Below are 18230 nucleotides of genomic sequence, written 5' to 3'. Positions count from 1 at the left end.
ACTCATGACTCATTTTTTTATAAAAGATAAATACCTAAACCAATTAGTGCTGATGCAAAAATGACATACAGTACATTAATGTTAAAGCGGAATAAGGCAATAAATGCAGCTACAGTAATGAGGGCCGCGATAATATCAAAATGGCCTGAAAAACCCTGTGGCCATAACACGTGATAACTAAAAAATAGTGCTAAATTTAAAATGACACCGACCACAGCCGCGGTAATAGCAGTGAGTGGTGCGGTAAACTTAATTTCATTGTGTGTAGATTCAATAAAAGGACCACCTGCAAAAATAAATACAAATGAAAAGAGAAAGGTAAACCAAGTCACAATGACAGCACCGAGTGCTCCAGCAAAAAATAGATGTTCAGGCCCAAGTAATGAATGATTAACGCCTCCTAAAAAACCCACAAAGGCAACAACCATAATCAGTGGGCCGGGTGTAGTTTCCCCAAGTGCCAATCCATCAATCATTTGCGTAGGTGAAAGCCACCCAAAATGATTTACAGCGCCTTGATAGACATAAGGTAAAACTGCATATGCACCCCCAAAAGTCAGCAATGCAGCTTTAGTAAAAAACCACGCCATTTGGGTATAAGAATGATGCCATCCAAAATATGCGCCTAAAGCTAAAATTGGCAATAACCATAGAACGATTGCCACAAAAATAAGTTTAGCTAACCGCAACCAATGGAATTTAGCATGCTCTGGTGTCGGGGTATCATCATCAATAAATGCCGGACCATAATCCTTTTGACTAGCTTTATGTCCAGCCGCTGAGGAAAATAGTTCCGGGTATTTTTTACTTGTTAAATAGCCAGCAATACCTGCTGATAAAACAATAAGCGGGAAAGGAAGCTTTAAGACAAAAATGGCAAGAAACGCAGCAATTGCGATGAACCATAAAAATTTATTCTTAAGTGAGCGGCTTCCTATACGGTACGTTGCATGAAAAACAATTGCGGTAACAGCAGGCTTGATCCCGTAGAAAATGCCTGCGATAACGGGAACATCTCCAAATTTTATATAAACCCAAGACAACCCAATTAAAATAAATAAAGACGGTAGGACAAATAGAATGCCTGCGACTAATCCTCCCGCAGTTCTGTGCATAAGCCAACCAATGTAGGTTGCTAATTGCTGCGCTTCAGGGCCGGGTAACAGCATGCAGTAGTTAAGTGCATGGAGAAATCTTTTTTCAGATATCCAGCGCTTTTGTTCAACGAGTTCCTGATGCATCACAGCGATTTGTCCAGCTGGTCCTCCAAAGCTAATAAAGCCTAACTTGAGCCAAAATAAAAAGGCTTGCCAGAAGGTGACTTGAATAATACTTTCAGGTAAAGGGGATTTTTCGTTTTCCATTTTTTATCCCATCAAAAAATTGATTTATATAGATCAACAGCATCAAACTCAAAATTGCTAATGAATTAAGCAGGTGCGTTGTACTATGTAGTTATAAGATACAGAACAAAAATGAATTTCTTATTATTTTAAAAAGATATTCTTCTAAAAAAAGCTCTAGAAGAATATCTAACTTTTAGTTTTTAGTGATCATGTTCTAAATAATCTGGATTTTTCGGAAGCGCAAGGCTACATAAGAAACAGATAATCAGCATGACAATGACGTAAATAAAGAAAGTATTTTCAATTCCAGCAGCTTTGAACTGTAAGGCAACTGAAGGTGCAGAACCACCAAACAGCGCATTACCTACTGCATACGAAAAACCTACGCCTAAAGCTCGTACATGAGGTGGGAACATTTCAGCTTTTACCAAACCACTAATAGAGGTATAGAAACTGAGTAACATCATCATAAAGATGAGTAGCAGGGCAATAATAATCGGAGAGTCAATATTGGCTCGCATCCCGACCACCATGACTGGATAGATAAATATGGCGGACAATAAGCTAAATGCCAACATTGAAGAGCGGCGCCCAATACGATCGGATATTGCACCAAATACAGGTTGAGCACACATATAGACAAATAGCGCGAAGGTCATGATATAACCAACGGTTTTTCCATCCATCCCTAAATTGGTCAAATAAGTTTTTGAGTAAACAGTTTCTACATAAAACGTTAATGAACCAGCAGAAGTGTATCCGACCACCAATAAAAAGGTTTTCCAATGCTTTTTAAAGAGTTCTCTTAAGCTACCAGACTCTTTACGCTCACTGTCTTGATGAGAAAGTGTTTCTTCTAAACGACTACGAGCAAGTAAAGATAAAATTGCCGCGATACCACCAATCACAAATGGAATACGCCAACCGCCGTCATGTAATTGTTGCTCACTTAAAAATGCCAACAAAATAACGCCAAGTAAGCTTGCGAGTAACTGACCACCAGAGAGGGTGACATACTGGAAAGACGAGTAAAAACCACGCTGACCTTTTAAGCCTAGTTCACTCATATAAGTTGCAACTGCACCATACTCGCCACCCACAGATAAGCCTTGAAGTAATCGCACTACAAGTAAAAGAAAGGGTGCAAATAAACCAACTTGGTCATAAGTTGGCAAAGCTGCAAACAAAAATGAGCTTAGGGCCATCAGACAGATTGAGATAATCATCGACTTTTTTCGACCATGTCGGTCTGCGATGCGTCCAAATACCCAACTACCAATCGGACGCATAAAGAAACTTGCAGCAAACACACCCCAAACATAAATAGACTTAGTCGTACTATCCATATCTGGTGCAGTTAGGGCTTGAGTAAAGTAGGCAGCAAATACTGCATAGATATAAAAGTCGAACCATTCAACTAAATTACCAGAGGCTGCGCCTACAATCCCACGTATCCGGCTACGTTTTTCTTCCTGAGTATATGTCATATTTATTCCATCGTTTTGTAGACAAAAACTAGGAATTTTTTAGGTATGCTATACAGAAAATAGAATGAAACATTAAAAATCACTCGACCTTGAGCACTTCCTTAAAATTCCTAACCATTCATTTTTTCTAATTTTAAAATTCGATTCTAGTAAAATTACGTCCTTTTGTTCGATTTAAAGATAAATTAACCAATGATCGAACATTTCCTTTCATTCAATTTGATAATGAATTGCATTTAAAATCATTGAGGTAATTTTAAAAATATATCTATTGTTAAATTTCTCCTGACTCCTCTAGTTTTGAGCTTAGTTTCATTTTTGCTATTTTGTAATACTTAAAAAGTTATAACCTCAATTTCCAAGAAAATAAAAGAAATTTATATATTGATAAGTAAGTGCATAAAAGTTGCATCAAATTCACTTAATCGAAAAAATACAGAATGTGTTGTTTCTCAATATGGGTGCCTGTATTCTTGCGTGGCTGAAAAATAGGGCACATAACCGTTTTTTAGCTTTATAAATTATGCTCGCTATGGCAGGTAACTATTCAATGGAAAGACGCGCGTTAAATCTTCACTTCATGACATGCTCTAAAACAGCATTGGCTTCATCTATTGCACTTATAAGCTCTGTAGTTTATGCAAATGAAGCGGAGGTTTCGCAGCTCCCAACCATTACTGTGAATGCCACACAAAATAGTGATGCGCTATACACCTCAAAGAAAGTTAATCTATCTGGTTTTCAAACTGGCGATGTAAAGAAAGTTCCTGCCTCCATTACAACCATTACTTCTGAGCGTCTAGCAGATCAGCACGCAAAAACACTCACCGATGTTATTAAAAATGATTCATCGCTAGGCGATGGCTACGCTGCTATTGGCTATTATCCAAACTTTGTCGCTCGTGGTTTCGCACTCGATTTAGGTTCAAGTTATCTCATTAATGGTCATAGTATACGTGGCGAGCAAAATGTAGCTTTAGAAAATAAAGAGCAAGTTGAAATCTTAAAAGGTATTTCTGCGATTCAAAGTGGAATGTCTACACCCGGTGGTGTGGTTAACTACGTGACCAAAAGACCTGCCGATATTAAAACTATTACGGTCGATGCAAATTCAGAAGGCGGCTATACACTGGCAACGGATGTAGGCGGCTTTTTAAATGATAATTTTGGCTATCGAGTCAATTTAGCGCATGAAAGTATTCACCCAAACGTTGATCATGCAAATGGTAAGCGCGAGTTTGGTTCAGTTGCTTTAGACTGGAAAATTAATGATCGCTCTAAACTACTGTTTGATATTGAAGCGCAGCGTCAAAGCCAACGTTCGGTACCGGGTTATCAACTGCTTGATGGACAAGAAGTACCAACAAATGTAGATCAAGACCGTTTATTGGGTTACCAGTCTTGGAGTAAGCCTGTTGTAAATAACAGTGTAAATGCCAGTTTGAAATATCAATATGCATTTAACGATCAATGGAATGGTAGCTTAAGCGCATCACAAAGCCGTGTTGTGATTGATGATAATAGCGCTTTCCCATGGGGATGTTATAACGATATTTGTGAATATTCTGGTTTAGGTAATACTTTTGATAAACAAGGTAATTATGATATTTACGATTTCCGCAGCCCAGATGACACACGTATAACTAATCAGTTTGCTGCAGGATTAAATGGTGAATTCAACACTGGTAACATTCAGCATCAAATCGCTTTCGAATTACAACGTACATATAAAACCTTAAAGCACCATACACCTCTGAATGTAGCGGTAGGAACAGGCAATATCTATGAAGATACGGTCGACTACAGTCCATCATCAGAAAGTCCAGGCGATCGTTACAAAGCTCTAGAGAGTGATCAGACTGCATTTACTGTATCTGACCGAGTTCAATTTAATGATCAGTGGTCAACTTTATTGGGTGGGAAACTTATTCACCTTGATGAGCAAGCTTATAATTCAGATGGGCAGCAAAGCCGTGATACGGATTTAAACAAATTCTTGCCACAATTAGCGCTCATGTATAGCCCAACTACTACAACTAATCTTTATGCTTCATATGCTAAAGGTTTATCAGATGGTGGTGAAGCACCATGGTTTGCTAATAATGCTTTAGAAGTTCTATCACCTAAAAACTCTGAACAATATGAACTTGGAGTTAAACAACAGATACGCAACTTCTTGGTAACAGCAGCTATTTTTGATTTAAAACAAGATAATCAATATAGCAAAGTAAATGCAGATGGAACTTTCGATTTTGTTGAACAAGGTGAGCAACACAATCAAGGTATTGAGTTAGGTTTAACGGGTGCCTTAACCGATACACTCGATGTAAGTTCAGGTGTTACCTATACCAAATCTCGTCTTGTTGATATTGATACTGACAACTACAAAGGTCATCAGACTCAAAATGTACCGAAAATCCGCGCAACTGCGCAGCTATCTTATAAAGTTCCTTCTGTTGAAGGATTACGATTACTGAGTGGTATGCAATACAGCAGCAGTAAATATGCAAATAAAGAGGCAACGGCAAAAGTAGGTGGGTACAGTGTCTTTAATATTGGTGCTGCCTATAAAACAAATTTTGCTGGGCATGACACAACTTTTAGACTCAATATTGATAACTTATTTAATAAGAAATATTGGCGTGATGTAGGGGCATTTATGGGTGATGACTATTTATTCTTAGGTAATCCACGTACAGCCCAGTTCTCTACAACGTTTAGTTTTTAAAAAATTATGAAACAAATAAAAAGGAGCTTTAAAAGCTCCTTTTTATTTTTCAGGAATTAAGCCGACATTTTTGGTTTAACCATATTATTAATCGACAAGATATCATCAAGCACTTGAGTTGATAATAAACCTTCTTTTTGAACTAAAGCCAATACGCTTTGTCCAGTTTCGTTTGCAGTTTTAGCAATACGAGTTGTAGTTTCATAACCCAAATATGGGTTGAGTGCAGTCACAATACCAATTGAGTTTTCAACTAAAGCTTTACAGTGTTCAGGATTCGCCGTAATTGTATCAATACACTTGCTTTGGAACATTGCCATTGCTCTACCAAGTAAGTCCATAGACTCAAATAGTTTAAATGCAATAAGCGGTTCCATTGCATTTAACTGTAATTGGCCAGCTTCAGCAGCTAAAGTTACTGCCAAATCGTTTGCAATAATTTGGAAGCAAGCTAAGTTCATCGCTTCAGGAATAACAGGGTTTACTTTACCCGGCATAATTGAACTACCAGGTTGACGCGCTTCTAAGTTAATTTCATTAATGCCAGTACGTGGGCCACTAGAAAGTAAACGCAAGTCATTAGCAATTTTTGAAAGTTTCGTAGCAGTACGTTTTAATAGACCAGATAAAAGAACAAAGTCACCCATATCTGAAGTTGCTTCAATTAAATCTGGAGCTGACTTAATTTTCTTATCAGAGATTTTTGCAAGTGCCTGAATAGCCAGTTCGCGGTAATTATATTCAGTCGTAATTCCCGTACCAATTGCTGTACCACCAAGGTTCATATAAGCTAAAACATTTGGAATAAGCGTATTAATTTGCTCAAGATCTTTCTGCAAGGTAACTGCAAATGCACCAAACTCTTGACCTAAAGTCATAGGTACAGCGTCTTGTAATTGAGTACGGCCCATTTTTAAAATGTGCGCAAACTCTTGAGATTTGTTAAGAAAACTTAAAATTAAATTGTTAAAAGGAAGATTTAACTCATCTAAGCTTAATAACAGACCTAAACGGATTGCAGTAGGGTATACGTCATTTGTTGACTGCGACATATTAATGTCGTTATTTGGATGCAAGTATTGATATTGCCCTTTAGAATGGCCCATATATTCCAAAGCAACATTTGCTAATACTTCATTTGCATTCATATTAGTTGAAGTACCAGCACCGCCTTGCATCATGTCGATTGGGAACTGGTCATGGAAATTACCACGAATAAGCTGATTACAGCTGTATTCAATTGCTTCGAATTTAGTTTGATCTAGGTTTTTAAGATTATAGTTTGCTTCAGCACAAGCTAGTTTAACCATAGCTAATGCTTTAATTAAATTAGGAAAATTTCCAACTTTGCTATTTGTTAAGTTGAAATTTTCTAAAGCACGTAATGTTTGAACTCCGTAATAATGGTCATTGTTGATTTCTCGATGACCAATAAGATCCTTCTCAATACGGGTAGTAATATCAGCGTTCATCATTAAACTTCGATTCATTAAAGATGATTCATCTTAGAATTCGAAATGCTTCACTTCTAATGCATTTATTAAACCAATTATGCATTTTTTGCATATCAAAAAATGAGTTAAGCTAAAATGAATAGTTAAAAATTGAATAGATCAATAGACTTAATTTCTATTAATATTTAATTATTTCAAATAATTATATTCATAGTTGATGTGCAGAATTGTAAAAATAATTACGTCAATTGAGTGTTTTAAATATGGTTAGGCCATAATTTTATTTTTTAAAAACAGTAAATTTAATTGAAATTTCATGTGAATATTAATTTTAAAGAATAAATAATGAGCTTTGTTTAATAAATTTTAATAAAATTGTGATGCATTTCACATAAAAATACATATAATACAGAAAATTTTGATTTATTAAGTTTATGTTAAAAGTAACTGCTGGATTATTAATATTGGGAAGTTTTGCTTGCTATCTTCTTTGGTGCACTGAAGAAAAAGCTGAAACCAAAAGTTCACACATGCTTAAAGAGGCTGAGCAATCAATAAAAAATGCTGAGCTATCCATTCAAAAAGCAAAGCAAAATATTCCAACTGCATCGTATCGATGAGTTATAGCTTGAGATTGTTGTCTATTAAATAATCTCTTGATTCAAAATTATTGAGATGTAAGCGCTGTAAGAGACAAATGCATGAGAATGAAGTTTATTGCATATGACCCTAATTCTGGTGAAAAATTAAGCTTAAAAGAGCATGTTCATCACATGGATAAATATACAACTTATGTTTTTTTTAGCGATGAAAAAGACAACATGGTATTTAATCCACAAAAAAAACAAATATTTGAAATTAGTCAATATACTGCAAATATGATGGTTGAAATTTCAAGAAAATTATACTACTTGATTGGAGAGTATTAGTTTGCTTTGAATATCTCCATTGTCCATAAAGTCATTATTGTGAATGATGACTTTATAAGTTCAAAATAAGCAAATCGATACTTTAGTATAATAGTCGGAATTGAATTTTCACTTTATACTCTTTATAAATATTGTATGAAATACAATTAATTATTATCACTACATAGAACTTGAAAATAAGTTGTAGTAATTATTCATTAAATTTATTTTTACTTTATAAGCTATTGTAAGAGTAAATAAAAGATTCTTATTTCTTGGTGAAATAAAAATGGAAAATGTTGTTTAATCAGATTTTATGATTGCTCTTAAAGTTGAATAGTGTACTAATTTAATAGCATCAAAATTTAGTCAATAACTTAACAATAGGTTATTGAAACAGTTCATAGTCCGCATTCTTCCCCAAGGTGCGGACTTTTTTTATCCAAATTTTACTTCATTCCTGAAGCTATATTTTTTATAAAAAATGATTAAATAAAAGCCTATAGTTATTTCTAAAACTTATTTGGTTGAACTGAATTATTTATTTTTCTGATGTTCTTTTATTCATTGATTTCAAAATTTTTTTTTATTAGATCGTACTTATGTTCATCTCTTAACGTGTTAAAACAAAACCTATTATTCTCTTATCTTGTTTTCTATGTCAGAATTATTAAATACTTCATTTTCATAGTTTGGCATTGTCCAATCTTTTCTCGCATTTTTGCAGGTACTCCCTATGTTTTACCATTTTTATTCATCTCTACATTTATTCATACGACTTCCCAAAAATATCAATTAATAAAATTATAAATATAAAAGGGAATAGATAAGATGAATTTAGAAGTTCGCTGGGTAGAGGATCTCCTCACTCTAGAGCGTGAACGCTCAATTTCAAAAGCAGCAGAGAAAAGGTTCATTAGCCAATCTGCCTTTACTCGAAGAATTCAGCAAATTGAAGAAATGATTGGTGCTGAAGTCATTATTAGAAACAATAAGAACAATATCGAATTTACAGACATTGGACGAATTTTGTTGGTAATGTCTAAAAACATTGAAAAGCAAGTCGAGGAGACTGCAAAACTCATTAAAAATATTAAAAATGAAACTGAATCTACTATTCGTTTTTGTGTTGTTCACTCACTAGCTTCAGGTTTTTTAACAACATTTTTAAAGAAATTTCCTACTCTTATTCGTGATTTAAAAATTGAAATTGTCGCAACGAATAGTGGAGAAGGCCTATCTTTGTTAAAAGAAGGTGCCTGTGATTTCATGATTTGCTATGCAGATAAAAGCAATATTAGAAAAGTCGGAGATGATATTTTAAGTGGTATTAAAATTGCCGAGACAGTTATTGTTCCTGTTTCTGCTACAGAACCTGACCATAGCCCTAAACATACAATACAAAGCAATTTTGCATTGCTTGCTTATAGCAAACATGCTTACTTAAGAAAATTGGTAGACCAACTGATAGAAGGTAAACTTGTTTATAAAACGTTATATGAAACGGACAATGCAACTAACTTAAAAGAACTGGTTTTACAAGGTTTAGGGGTTGCATGGATTCCGAAAATTAACGTTGAAGAAGACCTTGCAGCTGGAAAATTAGTTATTTTAGATCAGCAAGAATATTGCCTCGCACAAGATATTTATATCTTTAAAAATAATTTGAGCGATAATAAATCGGTACAACAAATATGGAATGGTTTTAAAGCCCAGCAAGAACAATAACGCATACTCATTCGCAAGATGAAGTACACGATATTTATATATAAATTAATCAAATAAGTAGATTATGCTTGGGTCTTCATGATGAAAGGCATGATAAAGCATTGCCCCTCATCTAAGTTCTTTGCTAATTTAGAGTAAATTTCAATAAGTCAAAAGTAGGGCATAGGAATCTTTCTATCATTTATACCTGCTTTTGAACTTATTTCACTGGATTATTGAGTCCAAGCGGAGACAATTTTGTTTGATCTAGACAGTAGATTATTAAATATTTTTTATCATATTTATCGGTTCAAAAGTGTTTCAATGGCTGCAGATGCTATTGGTTTAACACAGCCGAGTGTAAGTAACGGTCTAAACAAAATTCGCCAACATTTTAATGATCCTTTGTTTATTCGAGTTGGAAATGAAATGATTCCGACCGAACTTGCAAAGCAGATTTTTCCTCTGATTAGTGAAGTGATTGATAAAGTTGAAAGTATTAATAACTTTAATGTGAACTTTGATCCGCTAACGTCAGATCAGCTGTTTACCATTGCAATGACTGATGTATCACATTTGGTTTTATTGCCACAATTAACTAACTATTTAAAAGAAAAAGCACCTCTCATTCGTTTAAATATTAGACCAATTACGCCAGAAACCAGTTATCAAATGGCAAATGGTGAAATTGATTTGGCGATAGGTTTCTTGCCACAATTAGAAGAAGGTTTTTATCAGCAGAAGTTTTTCCGTCAACACTATGTCGTGATTAGCTCAAAAAGCCACCCGCGTTTAGATCCGAATAACTTTACTTTAGAAGATTATATGCGCGAATATCATATCGATATTGATGCAGGTATTGGGCATTATCACATTAAAAATGAGTTGCAGAATAAAGGGTTGGATCGAAATATTTTGATCCGATTACCAAGTTACTTAGGGGTAGGTTTAGTTGTTCAGGAAACAGATGCAATTGCCACTGTTCCATATTATTTAAGCCAAGTTTTATTGGTTAGAGAGAATTTACAGATTTTACCTGCACCGCTTGATTTTCCAACTTATGACGTTAAGCAACATTGGCATATGTCTTGTCATCATAAGAGTAGCCATAAATGGTTCCGTCAAACTTGCTATGAGCTATTTAAAACAGCTTAAGAATTTTATCTATAAAAAAGAAGATGCAAGGAAAGTCCTTACATCTTCTTTTATTTTTTAATTAGATTTCAATTGCAACAGCAGTTGCTTCACCGCCACCAATACATAGCGCAGCAACACCTTTCTTTTTACCTAAGCGTTTTAATGCATAAATGAGAGAAAGGATAATTCTTGAACCTGTAGCGCCAATTGGATGACCTAATGCACAAGCGCCACCATGTACGTTAACTTTTGCTTCATCTATTCCTAGCTCATGAATTGGTGCCATTGCCACCATTGCAAAAGCTTCATTAATTTCCCAAGCATCTACTTCGTCAACAGACCAGCCAGCGCGCTCAAGCACTTTTTGAATCGCACTAATTGGAGCAATTGTAAATTCGCTTGGATGCTGCGAGTGAGTTGAAGTTGCAACAATTTTCGCCAAAGTATTTAAGCCATGGCTTTGAGCATATTCTTCAGTAGCAAGTACTAATGCAGCAGCACCATCTGAAATTGAGCTTGAGTTTGCAGCTGTAATTGTACCGTCTTTACTAAAAGCGGGACGTAGAGTCGGAATTTTCTCAAGATTAGCTTTTAAAGGTTGCTCATCTTGATCAACAACTTCCACGCCTTTACGTGTTTTTACTTCAACAGGAACAATCTCTTCTTTGAAGTAACCTTCGGTAATGGCAGTTTGCGCTTTTTTAAGTGAAGAAATCGCAAAGTTATCCATTTGCTCACGGGTAAAGCCTTTGGTGTTTGCCATGTCCTGAGCAAAAGAACCCATTAAACGACCTGTTTCAGCATCTTCAAGGCCATCTAAAAACATATGATCCTTAATTTCGCCGTGGCCCATACGGTAACCACCGCGAGCTTTCGGCAAAATATAAGGTGCATTGGTCATAGATTCCATGCCGCCAGCCACAACGATATTGGCACTGCCTGCTTTTAAAGTATCTGATGCCATTAACACAGCTTTCATAGCAGAGCCGCAAAGTTTGTTTATGGTCACAGCTCCGACATGATCAGGTACACCAGCTTTACGCATAGCTTGTCGAGCAGGGCCTTGACCAATACCTGCACTCAATACACAACCGAAAATAACTTCATCTACTTGTTCAGGTTTAACACCTGCACGTTGGATCGATTCACGGATGACAGCAGCGCCAAGATCTGGAGCGGTTAGAGAAGATAAACTACCCTGAAAACCACCCATTGCCGTACGGCTACCTGAAACTATAACTATTGAACTCATCTTAATATCTCTTATTGGTGTTTTTGCTAAATTTGCCTTTAGCCTAAACCAAAGGCGCCACTAAATTAAAAAGTTGGAGGGGTGTAACTGAGCGTTCTACCAAAGAACCACAGCAAGAATAAAACTAATGGAAAATGCACAACGAGCTGAGTGACTGTAAACCCAATCACATCTTTTGCTTTTAGTTTTAAAATGCCTAACATTGGAAGCATAAAAAATGGATTGATTAAGTTTGGTAAAGCTTCGGCTGCATTATAAATTTGTACAGACCAGCCCAAATGAACCTTTAAATCATTTGCTGCTTGCATAACATATGGGGCTTCAATAATCCATTTTCCACCGCCAGATGGCACAAAGAACCCAAGGATGGCAGAGTAAATTCCCATCACAATTGCAAAGGTTTCTTTTGAAGCAATTGAAACGAAAAATTCAGCTATATAATGCGACAGCGATAAATCTTGACTGTTTAAAGCTTGCGTCATAATAAATGCGATGCTTCCGTAAAGTGGAAACTGAATTAAGATTCCTGATACAGCTGGAACTGCCTTTGAAACAGCATTTAAGAAGTTTCGTGGTGTGCCATGTAACGCTAAACCAAGCATTAAAAACACAAAGTTGTAGGTGTTTAAACTTGAAATAGCAATGATTGGATTACTTTTTGAAAACTCAAAAAACATCCAGATTAAACCTAATGCGACCACAATAATCGTTAAGATAGGCGAGTTTTCCAACCAATCACCCGGACGCGTTGATTTCTCCTCATGTGGCTTGTCTTCTTCAAACTGCGCATCAAAACTATCAATCGTTTTAACACTATTGCCTTTTGGAGCTGAAAAATATGCAATCGCGATTGAAACAATCACCAAAATAATAGTCATCGCAATTGATTGCCAAAGGAAAATCGTTTCAGTAAATGGAATAACACCAGTTAGGTTGTAAATTGACTCAGGTAAGCTACTTTTATTTGCCTGAAGCTGTGCTGCTGAAGAACTGATTCCTAGTGCCCAAGTTGCACCCATACCAATGATTGCTGCCGCAGCCGCTGCGCGGTAATCCATATTCAGCTCTTTACGTTTTGCTAATGCAATCACTAAAAGCGCCGTAAGGATTGTACTAACAGCCCAATTGATCAGCGAAATTAATAAGCTGACGGTTGCTACCAAAACAATGGCACCGCGACCAGAGCTTGGAATACGTGCCATTTTTTGGATGATGTATTTGACGGGCTTAGATACAGAAACGACATAACCTACAATAATGAGCATGGTCATTTGTAGGGTAAAGGGAATAAGACTCCAAAAACCGTTACCAAATGAAGTGGCCACATCGTGAATTGGGGCGCCAATACTCAAAGCGGCAATAGACACAATAATGACGCCAAGCAAAGCAAAAATATATGAATCAGGAAACCATTTTTCAGACCAATCACTAATCCGAAGAGCAAATCTTTCAAAAATTCCTTGCTGTTTTTCCATAGCTGAAAAATCCTTCTCGTTCTTATTTATAAACAGCACATCCAGTGCTTAAAAGGGCTAAGACTCAAGCTCACTTTCTAACTTGAGTCTTGTACAGCTAACTAAATCTTAGAATTTACGCGACTAAGGTTTTATAAAACTCGACACCTGTAGCGGCTTGAATTTGTTCAAGCGTGACATCTTTAGCAAGTTCAATCAGCTCTACGCCTTGTGGGGTAATATCCATTACACCTAAGTCAGTAATGACTCGATGAACCACGCCTTTACCTGTTAAAGGTAAACTACAGTTTTTTACGATTTTTGGCGTACCATCTTTTGCACAATGTTCCATAAGAACTACAACTTTTTGGACACCAACAACCAAGTCCATTGCGCCGCCCATACCTTTAACTTTCTTACCTGGAATCATCCAGTTAGCCAAGTCACCATTTTCAGAAACCTCCATTGCACCTAAAATTGCAATGTTGACATGACCACCACGGATCATGGCAAAAGATTCAGAGCTTGAGAAAAATGCAGCACCAGCGCGAGCAGTAACCGTTTGTTTACCAGCGTTAATTAAATCAGCATCGACGGTTTCTTCTGTTGGGAACTCACCAATACCTAATAGACCATTTTCAGACTGAAGCCAAACATTAATATTTTCTGGAATATAGTTAGCAACAAGGGTAGGTAAGCCAATACCTAAATTGACATAAAAACCGTCTTTAAGTTCTTTTGCAGCACGTTGTGCCATTTCGTTACGTGACCAAGCCATTTTATACTGCCTCCGTGCTTAAAGTTTTATGCTCAATACGTTTTTCAGGTGATGCATTCAGTACAATGCGGTTTACATAGATACCCGGCAAATGGATTTCATCCGGATCTAATTCACCAATTTCAACCACTTGTTCCACTTCTGCGATTGTAATTTTTCCAGCCATCGCACATTCAGGGTTAAAATTTTGAGCAGTTTTACGGAATACTAAATTACCTGCTTTATCTGCCTTATATGCTTTTACAAGAGCAACATCAGCTGTTAAAGATTCTTCTAGAATGTAGTTTTTGCCATGAAAAGTACGTTCTTCTTTACCTTCCGCAATAAGGGTACCTACACCAGTTTGAGTATAAAATGCAGGAATCCCAGCACCGCCAGCACGTAACTTTTCAGCTAAAGTGCCTTGTGGTGTAAGCTCCACATCAAGTTCACCATTTAAATATTGGCGTTCAAACTCTTTGTTTTCACCAACATAAGAAGAAATCATTTTTTTGATTTGTTTGGTTTTAAGCAAAATGCCTAAACCAAAATCATCTACGCCTGCATTATTTGAAATACAAGTTAGACCAGTTACACCACTTTGCTTAACTGCAACAATTAGTTTTTCAGGAATTCCGCATAAACCAAAACCGCCTACAGCGAGTGTTTGATTGTCTGCAATAACATCTTTCAGTGCTGCCTCTGCATTGGCATAAACTTTATTCATTCTGTTGTTTTCCTATATCCCTTAGTAATTTAGTTTTAACATCACAATTTGCGTTATAGAAGTTAATTTTTTTAAAGGATTAATAAGTATAATCAATGAATAGTATCAAATTTATAACAAGAGATCAGTTTTTCACTAGGTAAAAAACTTTAAAAATAATCTTAATTTATTGAAAAATATCATAATTAATTAATTTTTATTAAACATGAGCGAAACCAACCCTAAAACACAGTATTTAATTTTTTAAAATTTATATTGAATCAAAGCCTCGATAAATTGAGTAGAAATATTTGAAATTTCAAAGTTCTTCTTATAAACAATTCCCACAGTCTTATGAATAGCTTCATCCTTTAACTCAATCAACACGTTATGTTCTTTATCAATGTGTTTTGCGAAGTGTCTTGGAATTGCACTTACCCCAATACCATAAGCCACAAAACTTGAGAGTGATGAAATTTGATGACATTCCACTTTTAAATCGAGCGTTATGTTATTTCGCAAACAATTTTGTTCAACTAAATAACGAACAATTGAAGGTTTCTGTAAGGTCACGAATGGATTTGAACAAAGCTCATGCCATGTAATAGAAGATGATTGAGCAAGTGGATGAGTCTTTGGCAATAGAGCCAAGAAATCTTCTTCAAATAGAGGTTTAAACTCTAAGCCTTCGGTGAGATCTGGTTCAAAACAAATACCAAGCTCAAAAATACCATCTTGTACTTTTTCTATAATGGTCTCATTTGGAATATCGTGAATTGAAAAATTAAGATTGGGATGAACAGCTAAAAACTGGTGAATTACTTCAGGTAAAATGGCATGAGTCACAAAGGGCATAGATGCAATACTTAAAGTTCCCCGATTAAGTTTAAAGCGTTGTTTAACATCATTTTCCATCTCATCCCAATTGGCGAGTAACTTTTTCGCATAGGGAATAAGAGATTTACCTTCCTGTGTAAGCTCAACACGGCGTGTATTACGGTTAAAGAGTTTACCGCCTAACTCTTCTTCTAAACTTTTGATGGTAAGACTTAAGGCAGATTGGCTTAGATGTAGCTCTAAAGAAGCATTGGCATAGTTGAGAGTACGTGCAAGAGCTAAAAAAGCTTTTAATTGTTTCAGCGTCATTTCTTACCTTTAGATTACTCAACTTACCTTGAAGAGTAATTTATACGAAAATTTGCCTAATATGATGTTTTTTGAAAAAATTATGAAAAATAAAAATCATGGACTTATTTGATAGAGAACAAAATCTAGGATAGTAAAGAACAAGTAATAAAGCTAATTTTCTAACGAGGATTTTAGCTTTCTGTACATGCTTATTAAGATATATCACTAATATTATTAAGACCAAGTATGCAAGATTTATGTATCAAAGCCCTTTGAAGAGAGCTTCTTCTAAATATTTACATTTGATATTTTTTCAGGAATTTTTTTATTTCAAGAGAATATTTGAAAGGGTGTGAAAATCGAAACATATGACCCGTACGCTTGATAATCACTTCTTCTGAGTTTTTAATATTCTTTAAAAGAGTTTTAGAAGCTTCTTCTCCAATTAGCTTGTCTTCATCAGGTGTAAGAATTAATGTGGGTACTAAAATGTTTCCTAAGAGAGAGAGATAGTTGATTTCTTCAATTGATTGAATACGATTGATATACGCTTTGTGAGGCGTGGATTTAATAAATAAATCTCTACTTAGATTTGTTGACCAGGGTATTTCTCCCTCTTTATCAAAAGATGAAGCGAGCTGTGCAGCATGAAATCGAAGTGTTAGTTGTCGATAAAATGGACCTAAAAAGAAAGGGGCAAGCATTGATAAAAATTTGAGTAGTGGAGAAGTAATCGGACTTTTAGCAAAACCGCCAGAAATGACCAAACCTGTTAAACCTTTTGGTTGACGTATTGCAACAGCAATTGCTGCTATAGCACCATAAGAATCACCAACTAAAACGTAATTATCTAGATCTATTACTTGGTCTATAATGAAATCAGCTAATTCTTCTATTTTATTAATATCATTCGGTAAACAAAAAGTGCGCATATTATAATTTTTTAATTCAGTAAGTTGGTTAAGTTGCCACGCTGCTCCTGAGAAGCAAGGAATCATGACTAGGGTTGGCTGGTTATTCATGAATTACTCCAATAATTTATATAATCGTATCAGAGTGATTCTAATCAGCTGAAATTATGATCTCTAATGGCATTCATTCATTGAATGCATGCATAAAATTAATAATTAAAAAAGAATTTTTTAACTGGCTGATTGCGCTGATATTAGTATGTTTGTAATCCATTCGATCATAGGTTCATTAATCCTATCTCTCGATCGAATAATATAAACCTCCCAAGTTGGTAATACCAAAGGTAGCTCAAAAATGCTCAATTGAGCAGTCTCTTGTAATTTTAATGCTACTCGCTCAGCTATTACTGCTATTGAATCTGAACTACCAACTAAGAATGGTACAGCCAAAAAACTAGGACAAATTACGCTAATTTTGCGTGTAAGCTTATGAGTTTTTAGTACTTCATCCACAATTCCTCGTATATCTCCATTCGGTGAGACTAAGATATGCGGAGATTTGATAAAATTATTGATATCTATGTACTTTTTGTTGTCGCGCTTGATTAAAGCTGGGTGATTTTTACGAGCAATCCCTACAAATCTTTCCTGATGGACAAATTGGCAGTCTAAACGCTGGGGGATTTGAAAAAAAGATCCTGAGCCAATTACAATATCAATATCTCCATTATCTAACATGCTTAAAGCTGATTCAGTATTAGCTTGTTTTAATTTCAAAACTATATCAGGAGCAGCCTTCTGAAGCTGAGCAAATGCAGGATTGATAACTGTTAATATTGCATGGTCAGTAACTGCCACTACAAGGGGCCTCTTTAAGTTCATTGGATCGAATTGCCCTCTAGGAGTAGCAACTTGTCTTATTAATTCAAGAGCTGTTTTTACTTGTGGCATTAATTCAACTGTTAGTGGAGTAGGCTCTATTCCTTTAGGGTTACGAATGAATAAAGGATCCTCTAGTGTATTACGTAGCCTTGATAAAGCATGGCTAGTTGCAGATTGTGTTATATGCAAGCTTTCTGCCGCACGGCCAACGTGTCTTTCATTCCATAAAGCTTCAAGTACAACCAGAAGATTAAGATCAAAGCGAGTAAGATCCAAAGATTTCATAGCTTGTAAACCAAAAGTTGAATTTAAAAAATTTAAGCTATACAGAATTTGAAATAAGTACGCTCAATGCTTTCATAGTGTTTTAAAC

15 protein-coding genes are annotated in these 18230 nt (G+C 35.6%); 5 read left to right on the top strand and 10 right to left on the bottom strand.

The annotated features are described in order from the left end of the window. Window positions 1-17: 17 nt before the first annotated feature. Both chrA and NE363_RS09615 read right to left on the bottom strand, forming a co-directional pair. Window positions 18-1364 carry a chromate efflux transporter gene (gene chrA, locus NE363_RS09620; RefSeq protein ID WP_445534929.1) on the bottom strand — a complete coding sequence of 449 codons (1347 nt, stop codon included), beginning with the start codon at window positions 1362-1364 and terminating at the stop codon, window positions 18-20. A 182-nt stretch (window positions 1365-1546) separates the two neighbouring features. Then, on the bottom strand, window positions 1547-2833 hold the full coding sequence (locus tag NE363_RS09615) for an MFS transporter (RefSeq protein WP_004701769.1): 1287 nt from the start codon (window positions 2831-2833) through the stop codon (window positions 1547-1549). Between the two features lie 523 nt (window positions 2834-3356). Between NE363_RS09615 and NE363_RS09610 the strand changes: the two genes are divergently transcribed. Beyond that, window positions 3357-5561, top strand: a complete 2205-nt coding sequence (locus NE363_RS09610; RefSeq protein ID WP_445534928.1) for a TonB-dependent siderophore receptor — start codon at window positions 3357-3359, stop codon at window positions 5559-5561. A gap of 56 nt (window positions 5562-5617) precedes the next feature. Here the strand turns inward: NE363_RS09610 and NE363_RS09605 are convergent, their stop codons facing one another. Next, on the bottom strand, window positions 5618-7036 hold the full coding sequence (locus NE363_RS09605; RefSeq protein WP_019459095.1) for an aspartate ammonia-lyase: 1419 nt from the start codon (window positions 7034-7036) through the stop codon (window positions 5618-5620). A gap of 413 nt (window positions 7037-7449) precedes the next feature. Between NE363_RS09605 and NE363_RS09600 the strand changes: the two genes are divergently transcribed. From NE363_RS09600 to NE363_RS09585, 4 genes are all read left to right on the top strand, one after another. Beyond that, window positions 7450-7635, top strand: a complete 186-nt coding sequence (locus NE363_RS09600) for a hypothetical protein (RefSeq protein ID WP_445534927.1) — start codon at window positions 7450-7452, stop codon at window positions 7633-7635. A gap of 87 nt (window positions 7636-7722) precedes the next feature. Beyond that, complete coding sequence (locus tag NE363_RS09595) at window positions 7723-7944, top strand: hypothetical protein (protein WP_077164232.1); 222 nt, start codon at window positions 7723-7725, stop codon at window positions 7942-7944. Between the two features lie 810 nt (window positions 7945-8754). Beyond that, a complete protein-coding gene (locus NE363_RS09590) occupies window positions 8755-9651 on the top strand; it encodes a LysR substrate-binding domain-containing protein (protein WP_019459097.1) in 897 nt (298 codons plus the stop codon). Between the two features lie 237 nt (window positions 9652-9888). Next, window positions 9889-10785, top strand: a complete 897-nt coding sequence (locus tag NE363_RS09585) for a LysR family transcriptional regulator (RefSeq protein WP_004887299.1) — start codon at window positions 9889-9891, stop codon at window positions 10783-10785. 61 nt (window positions 10786-10846) lie between these two features. On the opposite strand, the gene NE363_RS09580 is transcribed toward NE363_RS09585, so the two are convergent. From NE363_RS09580 to NE363_RS09550, 7 genes are all read right to left on the bottom strand, one after another. Continuing rightward, window positions 10847-12019 (bottom strand): thiolase family protein, encoded by a 1173-nt coding sequence (locus NE363_RS09580; protein ID WP_445534926.1) that lies wholly within the window; start codon window positions 12017-12019, stop codon window positions 10847-10849. Window positions 12020-12084: 65 nt separating this feature from the next. Next, on the bottom strand, window positions 12085-13494 hold the full coding sequence (locus NE363_RS09575; protein ID WP_445534925.1) for a short-chain fatty acid transporter: 1410 nt from the start codon (window positions 13492-13494) through the stop codon (window positions 12085-12087). A gap of 115 nt (window positions 13495-13609) precedes the next feature. Beyond that, on the bottom strand, window positions 13610-14251 hold the full coding sequence (locus NE363_RS09570) for a 3-oxoacid CoA-transferase subunit B (RefSeq protein WP_019459100.1): 642 nt from the start codon (window positions 14249-14251) through the stop codon (window positions 13610-13612). 1 nt (window position 14252) lies between these two features. Further along, window positions 14253-14957 (bottom strand): CoA transferase subunit A, encoded by a 705-nt coding sequence (locus NE363_RS09565; protein ID WP_019459101.1) that lies wholly within the window; start codon window positions 14955-14957, stop codon window positions 14253-14255. A 243-nt stretch (window positions 14958-15200) separates the two neighbouring features. After that, window positions 15201-16082, bottom strand: a complete 882-nt coding sequence (locus tag NE363_RS09560; protein ID WP_049065395.1) for a LysR family transcriptional regulator — start codon at window positions 16080-16082, stop codon at window positions 15201-15203. 278 nt (window positions 16083-16360) lie between these two features. Continuing rightward, window positions 16361-17086, bottom strand: coding sequence for an alpha/beta hydrolase (locus NE363_RS09555; protein ID WP_445534924.1), 726 nt, complete (start codon window positions 17084-17086; stop codon window positions 16361-16363). A gap of 120 nt (window positions 17087-17206) precedes the next feature. Beyond that, window positions 17207-18142, bottom strand: a complete 936-nt coding sequence (locus tag NE363_RS09550) for a LysR family transcriptional regulator (protein WP_445534923.1) — start codon at window positions 18140-18142, stop codon at window positions 17207-17209. Window positions 18143-18230: the final 88 nt, after the last annotated feature.

Source organism: Acinetobacter sp. G18, from assembly GCF_052660225.1.
Note: the sequence above shows the minus strand (reverse complement) of the source record. Positions and strands in the feature narration are given on the sequence as shown.

Coding starts and splice junctions, on each gene's coding strand:
- NE363_RS09590 (WP_019459097.1), top strand. CDS start 8,755: ATGAATTTAGAAGTTCGCTGGGTAGAGGATCTCCTCACTCTAGAGCGT.
- NE363_RS09550 (WP_445534923.1), bottom strand. CDS start 18,142: ATGAAATCTTTGGATCTTACTCGCTTTGATCTTAATCTTCTGGTTGTA.
- NE363_RS09570 (WP_019459100.1), bottom strand. CDS start 14,251: ATGGCTTGGTCACGTAACGAAATGGCACAACGTGCTGCAAAAGAACTT.
- NE363_RS09565 (WP_019459101.1), bottom strand. CDS start 14,957: ATGAATAAAGTTTATGCCAATGCAGAGGCAGCACTGAAAGATGTTATT.
- NE363_RS09600 (WP_445534927.1), top strand. CDS start 7,450: ATGTTAAAAGTAACTGCTGGATTATTAATATTGGGAAGTTTTGCTTGC.
- NE363_RS09595 (WP_077164232.1), top strand. CDS start 7,723: ATGAAGTTTATTGCATATGACCCTAATTCTGGTGAAAAATTAAGCTTA.
- chrA (WP_445534929.1), bottom strand. CDS start 1,364: ATGGAAAACGAAAAATCCCCTTTACCTGAAAGTATTATTCAAGTCACC.
- NE363_RS09580 (WP_445534926.1), bottom strand. CDS start 12,019: ATGAGTTCAATAGTTATAGTTTCAGGTAGCCGTACGGCAATGGGTGGT.
- NE363_RS09555 (WP_445534924.1), bottom strand. CDS start 17,086: ATGAATAACCAGCCAACCCTAGTCATGATTCCTTGCTTCTCAGGAGCA.
- NE363_RS09605 (WP_019459095.1), bottom strand. CDS start 7,036: ATGATGAACGCTGATATTACTACCCGTATTGAGAAGGATCTTATTGGT.
- NE363_RS09575 (WP_445534925.1), bottom strand. CDS start 13,494: ATGGAAAAACAGCAAGGAATTTTTGAAAGATTTGCTCTTCGGATTAGT.
- NE363_RS09615 (WP_004701769.1), bottom strand. CDS start 2,833: ATGACATATACTCAGGAAGAAAAACGTAGCCGGATACGTGGGATTGTA.
- NE363_RS09560 (WP_049065395.1), bottom strand. CDS start 16,082: ATGACGCTGAAACAATTAAAAGCTTTTTTAGCTCTTGCACGTACTCTC.
- NE363_RS09610 (WP_445534928.1), top strand. CDS start 3,357: ATGCTCGCTATGGCAGGTAACTATTCAATGGAAAGACGCGCGTTAAAT.